The sequence below is a fragment of the Rhizobium sp. SRDI943 genome (genome assembly GCF_057653695.1).
This window is the reverse complement of record NZ_JBYGKN010000002.1, coordinates 1,356,200-1,372,998: the sequence shown is the minus strand read 5'-3', so window position 1 is coordinate 1,372,998 and position 16,799 is coordinate 1,356,200. Positions and strand designations below refer to the sequence as shown.

Here is a 16,799-nt window from a genome sequence, read left to right as displayed (position 1 = left end):
AGGATATCATGGCACACACCACTCTTGAGGCCGGTTCGGCCACCATGTTTCGGCCCGGCACGTCGGACACGGAAATCGAGGCGTCGGCGCTGAAGGCGATGCGCCAGCGCAAGACGCTGGTGCGCTTCTGGCAGATCGCCATCCTGGTCTTCGTGATCGGCATGTGGGAACTGTCTTCCAACATGCAGTGGATCGATCCGTTCTTCTATTCGAGCCCGAGCGGCGTCGTTCAGCGCCTCTACGAATGGGCAACCGAAGGCACCACGGAAGGTTCGCTCTGGTATAATCTATGGGTGACGATGGAGGAGGCCTTGATCGGATTCTTCGCGGGTTCGATCACCGGCGTCGTCGTCGGCATCGGTCTTGGCCGCAACCGCTTCCTGTCGGACATTTTCTCCGTTTATATCAAGGCGATCAACTCGATACCGCGCGTCGTTCTCGCCCCCATCTTCATCATGATCATGGGTCTCGGCCTGCCCTCCAAGGTTGCTCTCGCCTTCATCATGGTATTCTTCGTGGTATTCGCAAACGCGTTCCAAGGCGTGCGCGAGGCCGACCGTAATATGATCGCCAATGCCCGCATCCTCGGCGCCTCGGACTGGCAGGTCACCCGCACGGTGATCATTCCCTCGGCGATGAGCTGGATCTTCGCCAGTCTGCATGTGTCCTTCGGTTTCGCGATCGTCGGCGCGATCGTCGGCGAATTCGTCGGCGCCCGCTTCGGGATTGGTCAGCTCATCTCGATCGCCAAGGGTACGTTCGATGCCGCCGGCATGTTCGCGGCAATCCTCCTGGTCATGGTCGTCACGCTTTTTGCCGAATACATCATGACATTGATCGAGAACCGTCTGGCGAAATGGCGTCCGCAACAGCACCTCGATACCCAGTGATCAAATCGGCCTCCTCCCAAGGCAGATAGAGAAGAAGGCCGGGTGCCATGCCCGGCCTTCTTCATTTGACGCGCTCGAGTTTAAGCGAGCGCAAGCCGTACCGTCACGATGAGCCCGCCGCCGCCTTCCGCATCATCGAGCGAGACTGAACCTCCTGCACCTTCGACAACCTCCCGAACGATCGACAACCCCAGACCGCTCCCCTCAGCTTCGGTCCCCATGATCCGGTAGAACCGTTCGAAAACCTGCTCGCGCTCCCCGCTCGGAATACCCGGCCCGTTGTCCTCGACGGTCACGACGGCATTGCCGTCCGCCTGCCCGACGGCGACGGTCACCCGTCCATTCGGGCGGGTATAGCGGATCGCGTTGTCTATGAGGTTGACCAACATCTCGCGCAACATCGTCGCGTCGCCGTCGACAATGACCGGGCGGACCGCTTCCAGACCGACGTCGATGTTGCGCCTGAGCGCCTCTTCGGCATGCGCTTCCAGGATCTCGCGGGCAGCCTTGCTGAGGTCTGTCGCATCGCTGCGCGGGCGCCGGCTTCCGGGCTCGGCCCGCGACAAGGTAAGAAGCTGGCTGGCGAGACGCGAAATCTGCTTCGTGCTGGTGCGAAGGGCGACAAGCGCCTCGTCACGGCGAGCCGGATCAGCTTCCCGGGCCGCCACGCTCGCCTGCGTCGAAATCAGCGCGAGCGGCGTTCGGAGCTGATGCGCGGCATTCGATACGAACCGTCGCTGCGCGGCCATCTGGTTCTGGACGCGCTCCATATGGTCGTTCAGGGCATGGACGAGCGGCTGCAGTTCGCTCTGCACCATTTCCGGCGGCAGCGGATCAAGACGATGGCGGCCGCGCTGGCGCACGGCGTCCCGCAGTCTCAGAGCGGGCGCCAGACCCCGTTGAAGCCCGAGGATGGTCACCAGGCTCGCGACGAAGACGAGCACGAACTGCTTCGAAAAGTCCGAAAGCCACAATTGCCGTCGCATCGCATACTGGCTGTTATGCGTAACGGCGACGGTCACGGAGATCGTGCCGTCATCGGGCAGGCCGACGACAGGATGGTCGAGCATCATGACACGCACATCGGCACCATGGAACGCGCGATCGGCGCCTGCCCGCTGGACGGCCGGCAACGGCAAGTCGGGAAAGCCGCTGACCAGACTGCCCCACGCGGTGATCACCTGGTAAGATACCCGGTCGCCGAAGCCTGTATCAAACATCTCCAGCGCGGAAGGCGGCACGTCCACCTGGACATTGCCGCCCTCGTCGACGCGGACGGCCTCGGCAATGACGCGGGCCGAGGCCAGAAGTGTTCGATCCGTCACCAGCTTTGCCGTCGCATCCGCCGTCCAGAAGCTGTCGTAAAGATTGAAGCCGATCGCGCCGAACAGGGTCATCAGCACCCAGCAGAGCAATTGTACCCTCAAGCTGTGGCTGAGCCGCGCGATCGCCGCGCCGACCTTTGTAACGAGGCTACTGGACATGTCGGAGGAGATAACCGAGCCCGCGCAACGTCGCAATCTGAACCGAACTGCTCTCCAGTTTCTTTCGCAGCCTGTGGACGTAGATTTCGATGGCGCTCGCATCCGCCTCGTCGTCGAAACCGAAGACGCTTTCAGAAAGCGCGGATTTCGAAACCGTGATGCCATGCTTCATGACGAGCTGCTCGAGAACGGCATATTCGCGCGGCGTCAATTGCAGCGGCTCGCCTGCGACGAAAAACTGCCGCGTCCCACCGGAAAAAAGCAGGTTGCCGACGGTGATTTCCGACGAAGCCCGATCCTGGCCGCGGCGGACCACCGCACGGATCCTCGCTTCGAGCTCGGCGATTTCGAAGGGCTTGGCGAGATAGTCGTCGGCGCCGCTGTCGAGCCCCGCCACACGGCCGTCCAGGCTGGCATTCGCGGTCAAGATGATGACCGGCAGCTTGCTCCCGGACTGCCGCAATCGCTTTAAAAGCGTTAACCCGTCAAGTTTGGGCAGAGCAAGATCGAGGATCATCGCCGAATACTCAGCCACCTTGAGCAAATGCTCGGCGTCCTCGCCGTCATGGGCAATGTCGATAGCATATTGCGCCTGTCGCAGGGCTTTGCCCAGCCAGGCCGCCAGATCCTTGTTGTCCTCCACCACAAGCAGTCTCATCCGACCTCCTTAGCATGTGCGGACGGTCTGGCGGAAGCGCGACCCGATTTCCTCCGCCGAGGCCTGGCGTCCATGGCGCGAATTGTCCGTTATTTGTCCGGCGCGCGCATTTTCCTCTGTCTTCAAATCGCCGAATATGACTTCATAATCAATCTGGATGGAGCAAAAAATGTCCGGCCATGATACTGTCCTTCTCGTTATCGACGCCCAGGAGTCTTTCAGACACCGCGATTACTGGGATGAAAACCTCGCCTCCGCCTATATCGATCGTCAGCAGGCTCTGATCGACGGCGCGGAAGCCGATGGGATACCCATCATCCAAATCTTCCATGTCGATGAAAACGGCCCGTTTTCGGAAGCATCCGGGTTCGTCAGCACACTCGCTCCGCTCAGGATCGCCCCCAAGGCGACGTTCAGGAAGAGGCGCCATAGCGCCCTGGTCGGTTCCGGTCTCGACGTGTGGCTGACCGAGAACGGCGTCCGTCGTATCCTCGTCTCCGGCATCCGCACCGAACAGTGCTGCGAGACCACGACCCGTCATGCCTCCGATCTCGGCTATCAAGTCGACTATGTCGGCGAAGCGACGCTGACCTTCCCGATGACCGACGCCACAGGACGCACTTGGAGCGCCAAGGAAATCCGGGACCGGACCGAATTGGTCCTGTCGGGCCGGTTTGCTCGGATCGCGACCGTCGACCAGGCCCTGGCGGGGCGTGGAAAGTCACTCGCCGCATGACGGACGCCGCGCAGCCCTTCGATATTCCGGTCTTCGTCGTCGTGCCGCCGCGCGTGCTGCTGCTCGACGTCGCCGGCCCCATCGAAGTGCTGCGCAAGGCGAACCTCGAACAGTGCACAGTGCGCTTTACCGTCGCCTATATCGGCCCATCGGCGACGGTCGGCAGTTCGATCGGCCTTGCCGTTACGGGAGTCGCCGCATTGCCGGAGAGCTTGCCCGATACCGCGCTTGTCATCATTGCCGGCAGCGCCGATGCCCCGATGAAAAACAGCGCGCCAGGGAACGAACAGGAGCGCGCCGACCAGGCTGCCATCGTCGCATGGCTGAGGCACGCCATTCGCCCGGGAATTCGTCTGGTCTCGATCTGCTCGGGCGCATTGCTCGCTGCCGAGGCAGGCATGCTCGATGGCCGCGATTGCACCACCCATCATGGCTGCATAGAGGATCTGGCGAGGCTCGCTCCCACCGCGCGCGTCCGGGACAACCGGCTCTATGTCGAGGATGGAGATCGCCTCACCAGCGCCGGCATCACCGCCGGCATAGACCTCATGCTGCATATCGTTGCCGAAGCGGCCGGGCACGCGTGTGCGCTTGCGGTGGCACGATATCTTGTCGTCTATCTCAGGCGCGGCGGATCGGATCCGCAGCTTTCACCCTGGCTCGAAGGTCGCAACCATATCCACCCGGTCATTCACCGTGCACAGGATGCCGTGGCCGCCAACCCGTCTGAGGATTGGTCGGTGGTGTCGCTCGCCCGCCTCAGCGGCGCCAGCCCGCGCAACCTTTCACGGCTGTTCAACGAGCAGACGGGCATGAGCGTGACGGATTTCGTCAACCGTATGCGCGTGGCTCTTGCCCGCGAGATGCTCGCCGGTTCACGGCTGGACATGGAGGCTGTCGCGATGCGCGCCGGCTTCGGCTCGGCGCGGCAACTCCGCCGCGCCTGGAACCGTCTGAATGACGGCCCACCGAGTGCGGCACGGTCGAGGCTACCTACAGGCTCATAGCACAAGAGGAAGGACGGACGGGCCGATGCCCTACACCTCGACTCCCCAGATTTCGATCTGGGTCAGCGCCGGATAGGGCGAGGCGTCTTCGGCCTTGATCAGACCGTGCAGTTCCACCCATTCGACGATGCAGGGTTCTATGGTAAAGCCCTGCGCAACACCCGATTTCACCAGCGAAAAACAGGAGGTCTTGCCATTCGAGAAGGTGACGCTGGCCTTTTCCCACCAGGAATCATGCGGAAAGTCGGCCCGGAGATAGAAAACGATCTCGTCGATCCTGACCGGCCTACCGAATTCCACCGTCAGTGCTGCTTGCGGATCGCGATTGATGCCCCAGCTCGTATAGGGCCAGAAGCCGTGATCATCGTTGGCCTTCTCGCCATCGATCGCGTTGCGCGCGGCAAAGACCGCTTCGCCGCGGGTCTCGACGTTGGCGCGCGCATGCGGAAACAGAGCCCGATTGGCGTGATCGTCCCAGGGGTTGAGGGCGAGATTGCGCCGATGGACGATCTCGTCAGGGCGTGTGCTTCGCGCTGAAAGCCGGTGGATATCGCCCCTGAAGGCATTCGGCGAATAGGGCTTGCGCTTATCGCCGAAGGGCACGGCGAGCGAATAGGCGCATTCCTTCATATAGACCAGGCCGGGCTGGACCGCGCCATCAAGGGAGAGGAAGACATGTCCGGGCTCGGAGACCTCCACGACCACGCGATCGCCTTCGCGATAGCTCTGGCGATAGACCAGGAACGTCTCGTCCCGGCCGATGGAACTCGCCAGCACCGCCCCACCGGCATCCACGATCTTCAGCGTCAATTCCATGCTCGCCCTCCCCAGAGCATGATGCCGAAAAGCGTGAGCGATTTTCGGACGACATCATGCTCTAACTCTTTAATTTTAGAACAGGATTCAGATTTTTAAGCCGACCCGGCCTGAAATCATCCTGTTCTAGACGATCCGCAATCTCAGCAGCCTGCCGGCAAACGGCAGGCGCAACCGGTAGATTTTCTCGGGCCAGGCCGATCTCAGCCGGGCGTCCTCCACGACGATCTCGTCGATTTCGATCTCGCCGGCGCCCTCGACGAAAATGCTGCCGAGATCGGCGAGATCGATCCTGTCCGGGCCGACGGTCGGCGCCAGGCATGTCATCAGCGACAGGACCGCCGGCTTGCCGCCGTCATAGGTGTCGACGATCTCGACATGGCGGCCGCGCAGCAGGGAAACAACGCGCCGATAGCTGTGCAACTGCGCTTCAGGGGGATAGGCGTCTGAAATATCGAGCGCTATGCGCGCGCTCCCTTCGTCAAACCCGACCTCGACATCGCGCGCGCCAAAAGCTTCGCCGGCCGACTGCATGACGCCTGCAAATGTCGGCAGGTTGTGGAACGCCGACTGCATCGTCCATATCTCGTAGCGCCGCGCCGAAAAGGTTTTTGCGGTATAGGTCTCGACGCCGACATCGATCAGGAACGGACGTCCCCTCTTGTAGAGCGTCACGCTCCCGACATCGTTGTGATTGTGGCCCTCGCCATTGTTGCCGCCCTTGACGGCAAGCGAAAACTGCTCGTCGCGGGCGATGAACAGTCCGATGCCGGGATAGAAGATATCGCGCTGGGATGCAGGATGCGGCGGGGCGGCAGCGGGAAGCGTCGGGCCGGCCAGCAGTTCCTGCACGCGATACCAGAGGTTCCATTCCCCGGGCATATGCGAATTGTTGGAAGCGGCTCTGTCGGCTGCGGCGAACTCAGCCAGCATCTCAGAGCCGACCGCCTGTCCGAACAGGTATTCCCGCGCGCTGCAGGGTTCGACCACCGCGGAGGAATCCGCGAAATTGAAATAGTAGCGGCCGGCCACATGCATATGGGCAATATATTCAGCCATGTTGCGGATCTTCGGCTGCTGCCAGACCCCGGCGAACAGGCCGGCCGCCACGGCGTCCAGGATGGTCAACGCACCATGCAGGCAGAGCGCGGCGTGGCGGTAATAGAGCACACCCTCCTCGCAGGCCCCGTCCTCGGCATAATCCTTCAGGAAGGCGTCGAGGCTGCCGAGCGCCTTTCTAACGACGGCGTGACGCGTGGGCTGATCGGTGTTCAGGGAGAAGACCGTCAACAGGACGTTCTGGCTTATCCATGCCGTCCAGTTGTTCATCCGCTCTTCGCCGCGGCCCATCCACCAGAAATGCCGGCCGAGATAGGGCGAGAGGATTCGGATCTCGATCTCGCGCTCCACGCGTGCCGTAATCTCGGGGCTGATGCCGTCGAGTTCGTCGCGAAACAATGCGACGACGGTGGCAAGCAGGGCGGCTGTTTCGGCGGCGAAGAGATCGACGACAGGCTGCGAATTGTCGGGAAGCGGCAGGCGCGCGCCGCTTCGTTCATAGGCGTTATGCGCCGGCAGCTGCCAGCCGCTCTCCTCCACGATCAGGAAGATGCCGTCGACGATCTTCCGCAGGAAGCGCGCGCCGCCTTCGACGAGTTCGCCGAGCACCAGATTGTTGAGCATCCGGCGGCGTGTGAAATAAAGCTCCTCGAAGCGCGCGCGGTTGCCGGTTTCGGTGAACTCCCGGTAATCCGAGGCCGCAATCAGCGGCCAGGCGCGCGCAACCGTCTCTTCGGCCTCGCCAATGACCAGTTCCCGTAGCGCTTGCGGCACAGTGCTCCATCTGAGGCGATCGGAGCCGACCGCCCCGGGCATAAAATCGCCCAGCACATCCGGCAGCTCCCCTGAAATCTCGCTGAACATGTCCCTCCCCGTACCGGAAAAGCATCGATGGTCGTTTGGTCTCTGCATGCTCACCTATCATATGTATTTCGCGCTTTCTATAACATTCGTATGACCTATCCAGAACTTGTTTGACCAATACCCGATATGTGCTATGTGGTTGCGGGAGGAAGAGGAGGCATCGGTGTCCCTATCGAATTCGGTCATCGCGACGGATGGCGCTCCGGCAATCCCAAGCCGAAAAGTCGCGGTCTTGTCCAAGCGGCAGCGCAGGATCCGCAGCGCGCTCGTCGCCTATTCCTTCATTGCGCCGAATTTCATCGGCTTTGCCGTCTTCACGCTCGGCCCGATCCTGTTCGCCTTCGTGCTCGCCTTCATGCATTGGGACGGCTCGAATGCGATCACATTCGCCGGGCTGGATAATTTCTGGCGGCTCTTCGAGGACAAGGCCTTTATCGCGGCGTTCTGGAACACGGTGATCTATACGGTCGCTTCCGTGCCGGCGACGCTCATCTGCGCGCTCGGCCTCGCCGTTCTCCTCAATCAAAAGATCGCGGGGCGCGATTTCTTCCGTACGGCGATGTTCTTCCCCTATGTCGCCTCGCTGGTGGCCGTCGCGGTCGTCTGGAACATGATCTTCAATCCCGAGATGGGACCGGTGAACATGATCCTCTACACGCTCGGCCTCGATCCCAAGAACATGCCGGGATGGGCTGCCGATCGCCACTGGGCGATGGTGACGGTGATCCTCTTCGGCATCTGGAAGAACATGGGCTATTACATGGTCATCTATCTGGCCGGCCTGCAGGGTATTAATTCGGAGCTCTATGAGGCCGCCGATCTCGATGGCGCCAATTCCTGGCAGAAGTTCATCCATGTCACTGTGCCGCAGCTCGGGCCGACGACCTTCTTCGTCACAGTGATGCTGACGATCCAGTCCTTCAAGGTGTTCGACCAGATCTACATGATCACCCAGGGCGGGCCTGGCACCTCGACGCTCGTCCTCGTCTACCACATCTACAACGAGGCCTTCATTTCCTGGGATCTCGGCTATTCCAGCATGGTTGCGCTCGTTCTGTTCTTCCTCGTGCTCGCGGTCACCGTCTTCCAGTTCCGGCGCCAGAGGGAGGATGGTGAATGAGGATCGCAGGACGCAAGGTGACCGTCAGATCGGTCGCGATCTACGCCATCGTCATCGCAGTCACGCTCATCATGCTGATGCCGTTTGCCTGGATGCTTTCGGCATCGCTGAAGCTCAGCCGCGACGTGTTCGCCTTCCCGATCGAGTGGATACCGTCCGAGCCGCAATGGCATAACTACGTCGATATCTGGACGAAGATCCCGCTCGCGCTCTTCATCTACAACACGTCGAAGCTGACGATCATCGTCACGCTGCTGCAGCTTTTGACCTCCAGCTTTGCGGCCTACGCGTTTGCCAAGCTGAATTTCCCCTACAAGAACACCCTGTTTCTCGGTTACATCGCCACCATCGCCATGCCCTGGCAGGTCTATATGGTGCCGCAATTCCTGCTGATGCGTGAATTCGGCCTCAACAACACCCATCTGGCGCTGATCTGCCTGCAGGCCTTCACCGCCTTCGGTGTCTTCCTGATGCGGCAGTTCTACATGTCGATCCCGACCGAGCTCTGCGAGGCGGCTCGCATCGACGGCATGAACGAGTACCAGATCTGGGCGCGTATCATGCTGCCGCTGTCGAAGCCCGCACTCTCGACGCTGACGATCTTCACTTTCGTCACCACCTGGAACGATTTTCTCGGGCCGATGATCTACCTGACCAAGACCGAGCTGAAGACCGTCCAGATCGGCCTGCGTATGTTCATCTCGCAATATTCGGCCGAATACGGGCTCATCATGGCTGCCTCCGTTGTCGCCCTCATTCCGGTTCTCGTCGTATTCCTCTCTCTCCAGCGTTTCTTCGTCGAGGGCATAGCCTCGACGGGACTGAAGGGTTAAATCCATGAACGCCGTCTCGTCCGTCGCCCCACAGCCGATCACCGATCCGGAGGTCAAAGCCGCGCTCGATCTTGCCGTCGAGCAGATCAGGCGCAACCTCCCCCAATTCACCCATGCCTCGCAGAACCATTCGAGCGTCGGAAATTTCTATCCCGCAGTGGCGAACGACCAATGGACAGCGGGCTTCTGGCCCGGCGAGCTGTGGCTCGCTTTCGAGCACAGCGGCGAGGCGGTTTTCCGCGATGCCGCGCAGGTCCAAGTCCAGTCATTCCTGCATCGGATCGTGAACCGCATCGAGACCGATCATCACGACATGGGCTTTCTCTATTCGCCCTCTTGCATCGCCGCCTGGAAGCTCGTCGGAGACGAGGATGGCCGCAGGGCCGCCATCCTGGCCGCCGACCAGCTGATCGAGCGCTTCCAGCCCGTCGGTCAGTTCATCCAGGCCTGGGGCCGCAAGGGCAAGGCGGAGGAATACCGCTACATCATCGACTGCCTGCTGAACCTGCCGCTTCTCTACTGGGCAAGCCGCGAGACCGGCGATCCGAAATACCGCGAGATCGCGCTCATTCACGCCCGCACCACGCTCGCCAACTCGGTTCGGCCGGATGACTCTACCTATCACACCTTCTATCTGGACCCGGTCACCGGAGCGCCGGTGCGCGGCGCCACCAAACAGGGTTACAAAGACGATAGCGCCTGGGCGCGCGGACAGGCCTGGGCAATCGCTGGCATGGCGCTCTCCTATCGCTATGAGCGGATCGAGAAATATCGCCAAACCTTCGACAGGTTGCTTGCCTTCTATCTCAACCGGCTGCCGGCCGACATGGTGCCCTATTGGGATCTCGTCTTTTCGGATGGCGATGGCGAGCCGCGCGACAGCTCGTCGGCCTCGATCGCCGCCTGCGGCCTTCTGGAGATGGCCGATCTCGTCGAACCGGAACCGGCCTCACGCTATCGCACGCTGGCGCGCCGCATGATGAAGAGCCTTGCGGATCATTATGCGGTCAAGGATCCCACCGTCTCCAACGGCCTGGTGCTGCACGCCACCTATTCGAAGAAATCGCCGTTCAACACCTGCCGGGGCGAGGGCGTCGATGAATGCGTCTCCTGGGGAGATTATTATTACATGGAAGCTTTGACGCGCCTTTCGCGCAACTGGTCTTCCTATTGGTGAATTCAGGAGAACTCGATGGCCAGCATTTCGCTTAAAGAGCTGAACAAGAGCTACGGTGCGCTCACCGTCGTCCACGACATCGACCTTGAGATCGCAGACAAGGAATTCATCATTCTGGTCGGCCCGTCGGGCTGCGGCAAATCGACGACGCTACGGATGATCGCCGGCCTCGAGGAAATATCGGGTGGAGAGCTCAAGATCGGCGGCGACGTCATGAACGACGTCCCTTCCAAGGATCGGGATATCGCCATGGTGTTCCAGAATTATGCGCTCTATCCGCATATGACCGTCTACAAGAACATGGCTTTCGGTTTGCAGCTCAGGAAGGTGTCGCGCGACTTCATCGATGCCCAGGTGCAGGACGCCGCCAGGATCCTCGACATCAGCCATCTCCTGAACCGCAAGCCGAAGGCGCTTTCGGGCGGGCAGCGCCAGCGCGTCGCGCTCGGCCGCGCCATGGTGCGCAATCCGGCCGTCTTCCTTCTCGACGAGCCGCTTTCCAATCTCGACGCCAAGCTGCGCGGCACGATGCGCTCGGAAATCACCAAGCTGCACAAGCGCCTCAACGCCACCTTCATCTACGTCACCCATGACCAGGTCGAGGCTATGACCATGGCGGACCGGATCGTCGTCATGAAGGACGGGCACATCCAGCAGGTGGATACGCCGCAGAACCTCTATGACCGCCCCGTCAACATGTTCGTTGCCGGCTTCATCGGCGCGCCGCAGATGAACATGCTGCCCTCGACCATTCTGCGCCGGGGCGACGGCTACGTCGCCGTCTTCGACGGCCGGGAACTGCCGCTGCCTGCCCATTTCGACAAAAGCAGGATCGCCCCCTACGAGGGCCGCGAACTGGTGCTTGGCATCCGTCCGGAGAATTTCCACGAGCTGCCGCCGGCCGACATCGCGCCCGAGAACCTGGCGCCTCTCAAGGCGGTCGTGGAACTTGCCGAACCGATGGGATCGGAAGTGCACCTGAACATGGTAGCAGGCGGTCGCAATCTGATCGCCCGCGTCTCGCCGCGCTACCGGCCTGATATCGGCGAGGAGGCGGTGCTGGTCGCCGATATGACCAATACGCAGCTGTTCGACAAGGAAACGGAACGCTCGATTCTATACTGAGACGCCTGCGGGAGACGGCAATGCAGTGGTTGCGGGACATGTGGACGAGGGAGGGACCGGGCATTCCGAAGGATGCGCCGAAGAGGACCGGCCTTGCCCTGTTCGCCGAGATCCTCGTCCGCGAGTGGTGGGAGATGGTTAAGCTGAACATCCTCTTCATCCTGTCCGCCCTCTTCGTCGTGACGCTGCCGGCAGCGCTCGCCGCCATGGCCCGGGTCTCGGTCGCCGTTGTGGAAGATCGCAACACCTATCTGCTCAGGGACTTCACGGAAGCTTTTCTGCGCTACTTCTGGCGCGCCACCGGTTGGGGCCTGGCGTTGGGCGGCGCCCTCGCGATCGGCATCTATGCGATCGTCACCTATGCCGCAGGCGCGCGCAACAATCTGTTGCTCAGCGCACCGCTGACGATCGCCCTCGTCGCCACCGCTTTCATCGCGGTTCTCGCCTGCCATCTCATCGTTCTGATGGTGATGCGCGATCTACCGGCTCTGAGGTTGCTGCGCCTCGCCGCGCTCGCCTCCGTCATCCGTCCGCTCCCGGCGCTCGCCGCACTCGCCTTTACCGCCGGCCTCTGGCTGGCGCATGTCCTCTTCTATCCGGTTTCGGTGTTCATGCCGGCAACCTTCAATTTTTCACTCGGAATGTTCGCCGTCGCATTCGGCGTCCATCGGGCGGCGGTGACGGTTCTAGACCTGCCAAACGCAACACAGCCGCACAGCGAACCGCATCGACGAGACGCTTCATAGAATAACTGATCCAGAGATGATCCAGGGAAGGAGAACGGGAATGTATTTGGATAAATTCGGGGGGACGGTGAAACTTGCCGTGGCAGGATTCACCTTGGCGGCGATGACGACCGGGGCAGCGTTTGCCCAGGACGCCGTGACGCTCAAATGGGCTTTGTGGGATTGGGACAAGACCGCCTATTACAAGCCTCTGATCGAGGCCTATCAGGCCAAACACCCCAACGTGAAGTTCGAGCCGATGGACCTCGGCTCGCAAGACTACCAGCAGATGATCTCGACGCAGCTGACCGGCGGCTCCAAGGACATCGACATCGTCACCATCAAGGATGTGCCGGGCTACACCAATCTGGTGCGCGCCGGTAACATCGCCGATCTCAGCGGCTTCGTTAAGGATCAGAAGATCGACTCGGCTCCCTTTGGCGGCCTGATCGAGGAACTGACCATCGATGGCAAGATCTACTCCCTGCCGTTCCGCTCCGACTTCTGGGTCGTCTATTACAACAAGGATATATTCGACAAAGCAGGCGTCCCCTACCCCACCAATGACATGACCTGGGCGCAGTTCGACGAGACCGCCGAGAAGCTTTCGGGCGGCATGGGCACCAACAAGACCTATGGCGCGCTTCTGCATACCTGGCGGTCAACCGTTCAATTGCCTGCCATCCTCGACGGAAAACACACGCTTGTCGACGGCGACTACGGCTTCCTGAAGCCCTGGTACGAGAGGGCGCTGACCCTGCAGAAGGATGGCGCGATTCCCTCCTATGCCTTCCTGAAGACGTCGAACACACATTATTCGGCGCTCTTCTTCAATGGCACGATCGGCATGCTGCCGATGGGAACCTGGTTCGTCGGCACCCAGATCACCAAGGTGAAATCGGGTGAATCGAAGAGCAGGAACTGGGGCATCGTCAAGTTCCCGCATCCCGACGGTGTGGCAACCGGCACGACCGCTGCGCAGATTTCCGGCCTGGCGGTCAACGCCAATTCCGACCACAAGGATGCCGCGCTCGATTTCATCAAGTTTGTCACCGGTCCTGAGGGCGCAGCAGTTATCGCGTCGACAGGCACCTTCCCTGCGCTCAAGACGGATGATGTCAGCGCCAAGATCGCGGCAACACCCGGATTTCCTGAGGATGCGGCCAGCAAGGAGGCGCTGAAGCCGTCGAAAGCCTACCTGGAGATGGCGGTCAACCCGAACGCCGCCAAGATCGAGGTCGTACTCAACCGGGTGCATGACGCGATCATGACTGACAGCACCTCCGTCGATGACGGGCTGAAGGAAATGACCGAAGGCGTGAAGGCGATCAAGTAGGCGTCCAGAAATTTCGACGGCCGCGGGCAATATCTGCCCGCGGCCGATCCTGTTTTTCATGAATTTCGAGCCTGACAATGATATATGATCCCGCCCGGGCCAATCCGCTTTTCGGCAATCCCCTGAAGACACGCGACGACCTCGCCAAGGCAGTCACCGATCTCTTCGAGCCGCTGCTGCCGTATTTTTCCGAAGGCGGCGCCCGTGTGCGCCTCGGCGCAGCCGGCGCGATTTTCGATCGGGCGGCGGCGGATCTGGAGGGATTTGCGCGGCCGCTCTGGGGGATCGTTCCGCTCGTTGCCGGCGGCGGCGCGTTTCCGCATTGGGACCTCTATCGCCGCGGGCTGGCAAACGGCACCAATCCTGCTCATCCCGAATATTGGGGCGATCTTGCCGACCGCAATCAGCGGCTGGTCGAGCTCGCCGCGGTCGGCTTCGCCCTGGCGCTCGTGCCCGAGCACATCTGGGAACCGCTCAACGACGGCGAGAAGAAGACGGTCGCTGCCTATCTTCTTCGAGCGCGCGAGTTGGAATTCATCGACAATAACTGGAAATTCTTCCGTGTGCTCATCGATCTCGGGTTGGAACGCGTGGGCGTGGCGTTCGATCACCGGAAAACCCTCGCCTATCTCGACGAACTGGAGGCCTTCGACCTCGGAGAAGGCTGGTATCGCGACGGGCCGGTTCGGCGGGTCGATCATTACATTCCCTTTGCCATGCATTTCTACGGAATGATCTATGCCGTCCTGGCCAAGGGCGACGAGGCGCGCAAGGATCGTTTCCGCGATCGCGCCGAGATCTTCGCCAGCGATATCCGCCACTGGTTCGGCCCGGATGGGGCAGCCCTTGCCTTCGGCCGCAGCCAGACCTACCGCTTCGCGGCGGGAGGTTTCTGGGGCGCGCTTGCCTTTGCCGGTGTCGAAGCCCTGCCCTGGGCCGAGATCAAGGGCTATTACATGCGCCATATCCGCTGGTGGGCGGCGATGCCGATTGCCGATCGCGACGGCGTTCTTTCGGTCGGCTATGGCTATCCGAACCTCTTCATGAGCGAGAGCTACAACTCTCCCGGCTCGCCCTATTGGGCGCTGAAATTCTTCCTGCCGCTCGCCCTTCCGGGGGATCATCCCTTCTGGGCGGCCGAGGAGGCGCCGCAGCCGGAATTTCCGGAGCCGGTTGCGTTGAAGCCGGCGGGAATGGTCGCCATGCACACGCCGGGAAACGTGGTCGTGCTCTCCTCAGGGCAGCAGCACGACAAGATGCTCGGCGCAAACGAGAAATATTCGAAATTCGTCTATTCCACCCGCTACGCCTTCAACGTCGAAGCCGACGACCGGAATTTCTCCGCCGCAAGCTTCGACGGCATGCTCGGCCTCTCCGACGACGGCGTCCATTTCCGCATGCGCGAAACCCTCGAAGAGGCGTTGATCGCAGGCGACCTGCTCTATTCGCGCTGGCGCCCCTGGAGCGATGTCACTATCGAAACCTGGCTGCTTCCTGAAAATCCGTGGCACATCCGCATTCACCGCATCGCCACGCCACGCACACTCAGCACCATCGAGGGCGGTTTTGCGATCGAGCGCGCGGATTTCAATGCCGACCGCTCCGATGCAAGGGATGGCCGGGCTGTCTGGTACGGGCAGACCGACGTCAGCGCCATCGTCGATCTATCGCCCAATCCAAGGGCCGGCCATGCGATGAGCCCGATCCCGAACACCAATCTCATCCACGCCAAGACCCTACTGCCGCAGCTGCGCGGCAACATCGGCGCAGGTACCATCGTGCTGGTGACCGCCGCGATGGCCCTGCCCAGCCGTGAGAACTGGGCAAAAGCGCTCGATAATACGCCAGCCTGTCCTCGCCTCGCCGAGGTAGAGCGGCTCTTCCGCGAGAAAGGCGTACGGGTACCGGCATTCGCCCTCGGGATGTAGCTTGGAGGCACCGGCTTCCGGGTTTCGACCGCGGGCCCGACGGTTGATTATCGTGCGGTGAACTCGAACCGGTATGCTTCACCAATGCGCTGCGCCAGCTGGGCCATTTGATCGTCAGGGATCTGCAGAACCCCGTGCTCCGCCATCAGTGCATGGTATTGCTGCTTTTCAAGAGGCACACCTGAAGGCAAGGGAACGACATGAAAATGCAAGTGGCTGTTGGCTTGTTGGCTGCCGAGCGAAAGCACGTAAATTCGCTCGGCGTCGAACACGCTTTTGAGGGCGCGCGACAAGACATGCACCTTCTCCTGTAGTCGAAGATATTCATCCGTCGACATGTCCCGCGCCAGATCCTCACGGTGCTCCTTCGGACAGACGAGGCAATAGCCCGGTAGAGTGGGATATTTGCTCAGGAAAATGATCGTCTCATCGTCTTCAAAAACGCGATGATGAAAGAAGGCGGGGTCGTCCCTGACCAAGCCGCAGATAAAGCATGGTGTTGTTCCGATGTCGTGCACATAGGCCTCGAGATCAAATGGTTGGCGTTCGATGATTCTGAACCTCTCCAATGGCGGTCGCAAACTTCCGGAATTTTGGCGCGGCAAACCGGCTGAAGAACATAATATTTTCGGATTACTCAATAGTTATATTTACATCTTCAACTAATGAATAAGAAAAACCCACTCTTCACAACATTGCTGTAATGAAATCCGGCAAAGCGCAGCAGCATACTCAGCTTTCAGTTTCCGAAATCTTGGGAGGAGGACGCAATGCCTACCATAATGATCTGTCACGACGTTAACGACACGAAACACTGGCTCGCTTCACCAATCCGCAAACAAGTATTGGAACCCAACGGCGTCACGAACATTCGCACGTTTACGGACCCTCAAAGCTCCAACCGCGTCGGCTTGGTCATGGACGTTGCAGACATGGAAAAGTTGATGGCCTTCATGCAGACCAAGGCAGCGGCCGATGCGATGGCGAGTGATGGCGTCTTGCCCGAAACCATGATGTTCCTCGTTCAATCGTAACACACGT

At 60.8% G+C, this 16,799-nt stretch carries 16 protein-coding genes; 11 read left to right on the top strand and 5 right to left on the bottom strand.

The window, feature by feature from the left end; all coding sequences use genetic code 11:
- Nucleotides 1-8 precede the first annotated feature (8 nt).
- A complete protein-coding gene (locus tag AC245Y_RS30720) occupies nucleotides 9-890 on the top strand; it encodes an ABC transporter permease (protein ID WP_017996363.1) in 882 nt (293 codons plus the stop codon).
- A gap of 80 nt (nucleotides 891-970) precedes the next feature.
- Here the strand turns inward: AC245Y_RS30720 and AC245Y_RS30715 are convergent, their stop codons facing one another.
- Nucleotides 971-2,374 carry a sensor histidine kinase gene (locus tag AC245Y_RS30715; protein ID WP_017996364.1) on the bottom strand — a complete coding sequence of 468 codons (1,404 nt, stop codon included), beginning with the start codon at nucleotides 2,372-2,374 and terminating at the stop codon, nucleotides 971-973.
- The gene (locus tag AC245Y_RS30710) at nucleotides 2,364-3,032 is read right to left on the bottom strand and encodes a response regulator (protein WP_017996365.1); all 669 of its coding nucleotides are present in this window, start codon (nucleotides 3,030-3,032) and stop codon (nucleotides 2,364-2,366) included. The genes AC245Y_RS30715 and AC245Y_RS30710 overlap by 11 nt, the downstream gene beginning before the upstream one ends.
- Nucleotides 3,033-3,189: 157 nt before the next feature.
- Here AC245Y_RS30710 and AC245Y_RS30705 point away from each other — a divergent pair, with 157 nt between their 5' ends.
- Nucleotides 3,190-3,768, top strand: a complete 579-nt coding sequence (locus AC245Y_RS30705; RefSeq protein WP_017996366.1) for an isochorismatase family protein — start codon at nucleotides 3,190-3,192, stop codon at nucleotides 3,766-3,768.
- Nucleotides 3,765-4,775, top strand: coding sequence for a GlxA family transcriptional regulator (locus tag AC245Y_RS30700; RefSeq protein ID WP_012755420.1), 1,011 nt, complete (start codon nucleotides 3,765-3,767; stop codon nucleotides 4,773-4,775). Before AC245Y_RS30705 ends, AC245Y_RS30700 begins: the two co-directional genes overlap by 4 nt.
- Nucleotides 4,776-4,805: 30 nt before the next feature.
- Here the strand turns inward: AC245Y_RS30700 and AC245Y_RS30695 are convergent, their stop codons facing one another.
- Both AC245Y_RS30695 and AC245Y_RS30690 read right to left on the bottom strand, forming a co-directional pair.
- On the bottom strand, nucleotides 4,806-5,591 hold the full coding sequence (locus AC245Y_RS30695) for a carbohydrate-binding protein (protein WP_017996367.1): 786 nt from the start codon (nucleotides 5,589-5,591) through the stop codon (nucleotides 4,806-4,808).
- 126 nt (nucleotides 5,592-5,717) lie between these two features.
- Nucleotides 5,718-7,514, bottom strand: coding sequence for a heparinase II/III domain-containing protein (locus AC245Y_RS30690; RefSeq protein ID WP_017996368.1), 1,797 nt, complete (start codon nucleotides 7,512-7,514; stop codon nucleotides 5,718-5,720).
- A 133-nt stretch (nucleotides 7,515-7,647) separates the two neighbouring features.
- Between AC245Y_RS30690 and AC245Y_RS30685 the strand changes: the two genes are divergently transcribed.
- The 7 genes from AC245Y_RS30685 to AC245Y_RS30655 all read left to right on the top strand — a co-directional run bounded on the left by AC245Y_RS30685 (nucleotide 7,648) and on the right by AC245Y_RS30655 (nucleotide 15,758).
- On the top strand, nucleotides 7,648-8,634 hold the full coding sequence (locus AC245Y_RS30685) for a carbohydrate ABC transporter permease (RefSeq protein ID WP_017996369.1): 987 nt from the start codon (nucleotides 7,648-7,650) through the stop codon (nucleotides 8,632-8,634).
- Nucleotides 8,631-9,467: a carbohydrate ABC transporter permease gene (locus AC245Y_RS30680; protein WP_003562853.1), complete on the top strand. Its 837-nt coding sequence runs from the start codon at nucleotides 8,631-8,633 to the stop codon at nucleotides 9,465-9,467. The genes AC245Y_RS30685 and AC245Y_RS30680 overlap by 4 nt, the downstream gene beginning before the upstream one ends.
- Nucleotides 9,468-9,471: 4 nt before the next feature.
- Nucleotides 9,472-10,644 carry a glycoside hydrolase family 88 protein gene (locus AC245Y_RS30675; protein ID WP_017996370.1) on the top strand — a complete coding sequence of 391 codons (1,173 nt, stop codon included), beginning with the start codon at nucleotides 9,472-9,474 and terminating at the stop codon, nucleotides 10,642-10,644.
- A 15-nt stretch (nucleotides 10,645-10,659) separates the two neighbouring features.
- Complete coding sequence (locus AC245Y_RS30670; protein WP_017996371.1) at nucleotides 10,660-11,769, top strand: ABC transporter ATP-binding protein; 1,110 nt, start codon at nucleotides 10,660-10,662, stop codon at nucleotides 11,767-11,769.
- A gap of 20 nt (nucleotides 11,770-11,789) precedes the next feature.
- Nucleotides 11,790-12,515 (top strand): DUF624 domain-containing protein, encoded by a 726-nt coding sequence (locus AC245Y_RS30665; RefSeq protein ID WP_017996372.1) that lies wholly within the window; start codon nucleotides 11,790-11,792, stop codon nucleotides 12,513-12,515.
- Between the two features lie 40 nt (nucleotides 12,516-12,555).
- Complete coding sequence (locus AC245Y_RS30660; protein ID WP_026157599.1) at nucleotides 12,556-13,830, top strand: ABC transporter substrate-binding protein; 1,275 nt, start codon at nucleotides 12,556-12,558, stop codon at nucleotides 13,828-13,830.
- A gap of 77 nt (nucleotides 13,831-13,907) precedes the next feature.
- Nucleotides 13,908-15,758, top strand: a complete 1,851-nt coding sequence (locus AC245Y_RS30655) for a DUF2264 domain-containing protein (RefSeq protein WP_017996374.1) — start codon at nucleotides 13,908-13,910, stop codon at nucleotides 15,756-15,758.
- A gap of 47 nt (nucleotides 15,759-15,805) precedes the next feature.
- On the opposite strand, the gene AC245Y_RS30650 is transcribed toward AC245Y_RS30655, so the two are convergent.
- The gene (locus AC245Y_RS30650; protein ID WP_026157600.1) at nucleotides 15,806-16,312 is read right to left on the bottom strand and encodes an HIT family protein; all 507 of its coding nucleotides are present in this window, start codon (nucleotides 16,310-16,312) and stop codon (nucleotides 15,806-15,808) included.
- A 216-nt stretch (nucleotides 16,313-16,528) separates the two neighbouring features.
- On the opposite strand from AC245Y_RS30650, the gene AC245Y_RS30645 reads away from it, so the two are divergent.
- Nucleotides 16,529-16,792, top strand: coding sequence for a hypothetical protein (locus tag AC245Y_RS30645; RefSeq protein ID WP_017996376.1), 264 nt, complete (start codon nucleotides 16,529-16,531; stop codon nucleotides 16,790-16,792).
- Nucleotides 16,793-16,799 lie beyond the last annotated feature (7 nt).

Bases quoted from the DNA above. Each gene is read 5' to 3' on its own strand.
- AC245Y_RS30665 (WP_017996372.1), top strand. From the start codon at position 11,790: ATGCAGTGGTTGCGGGACATGTGGACGAGGGAGGGACCGGGCATTCCG.
- AC245Y_RS30670 (WP_017996371.1), top strand. From the start codon at position 10,660: ATGGCCAGCATTTCGCTTAAAGAGCTGAACAAGAGCTACGGTGCGCTC.
- AC245Y_RS30645 (WP_017996376.1), top strand. From the start codon at position 16,529: ATGCCTACCATAATGATCTGTCACGACGTTAACGACACGAAACACTGG.
- AC245Y_RS30675 (WP_017996370.1), top strand. From the start codon at position 9,472: ATGAACGCCGTCTCGTCCGTCGCCCCACAGCCGATCACCGATCCGGAG.
- AC245Y_RS30660 (WP_026157599.1), top strand. From the start codon at position 12,556: ATGTATTTGGATAAATTCGGGGGGACGGTGAAACTTGCCGTGGCAGGA.
- AC245Y_RS30655 (WP_017996374.1), top strand. From the start codon at position 13,908: ATGATATATGATCCCGCCCGGGCCAATCCGCTTTTCGGCAATCCCCTG.
- AC245Y_RS30710 (WP_017996365.1), bottom strand. From the start codon at position 3,032: ATGAGACTGCTTGTGGTGGAGGACAACAAGGATCTGGCGGCCTGGCTG.
- AC245Y_RS30715 (WP_017996364.1), bottom strand. From the start codon at position 2,374: ATGTCCAGTAGCCTCGTTACAAAGGTCGGCGCGGCGATCGCGCGGCTC.
- AC245Y_RS30695 (WP_017996367.1), bottom strand. From the start codon at position 5,591: ATGGAATTGACGCTGAAGATCGTGGATGCCGGTGGGGCGGTGCTGGCG.
- AC245Y_RS30680 (WP_003562853.1), top strand. From the start codon at position 8,631: ATGAGGATCGCAGGACGCAAGGTGACCGTCAGATCGGTCGCGATCTAC.
- AC245Y_RS30700 (WP_012755420.1), top strand. From the start codon at position 3,765: ATGACGGACGCCGCGCAGCCCTTCGATATTCCGGTCTTCGTCGTCGTG.
- AC245Y_RS30705 (WP_017996366.1), top strand. From the start codon at position 3,190: ATGGAGCAAAAAATGTCCGGCCATGATACTGTCCTTCTCGTTATCGAC.
- AC245Y_RS30720 (WP_017996363.1), top strand. From the start codon at position 9: ATGGCACACACCACTCTTGAGGCCGGTTCGGCCACCATGTTTCGGCCC.
- AC245Y_RS30690 (WP_017996368.1), bottom strand. From the start codon at position 7,514: ATGTTCAGCGAGATTTCAGGGGAGCTGCCGGATGTGCTGGGCGATTTT.
- AC245Y_RS30685 (WP_017996369.1), top strand. From the start codon at position 7,648: ATGTGGTTGCGGGAGGAAGAGGAGGCATCGGTGTCCCTATCGAATTCG.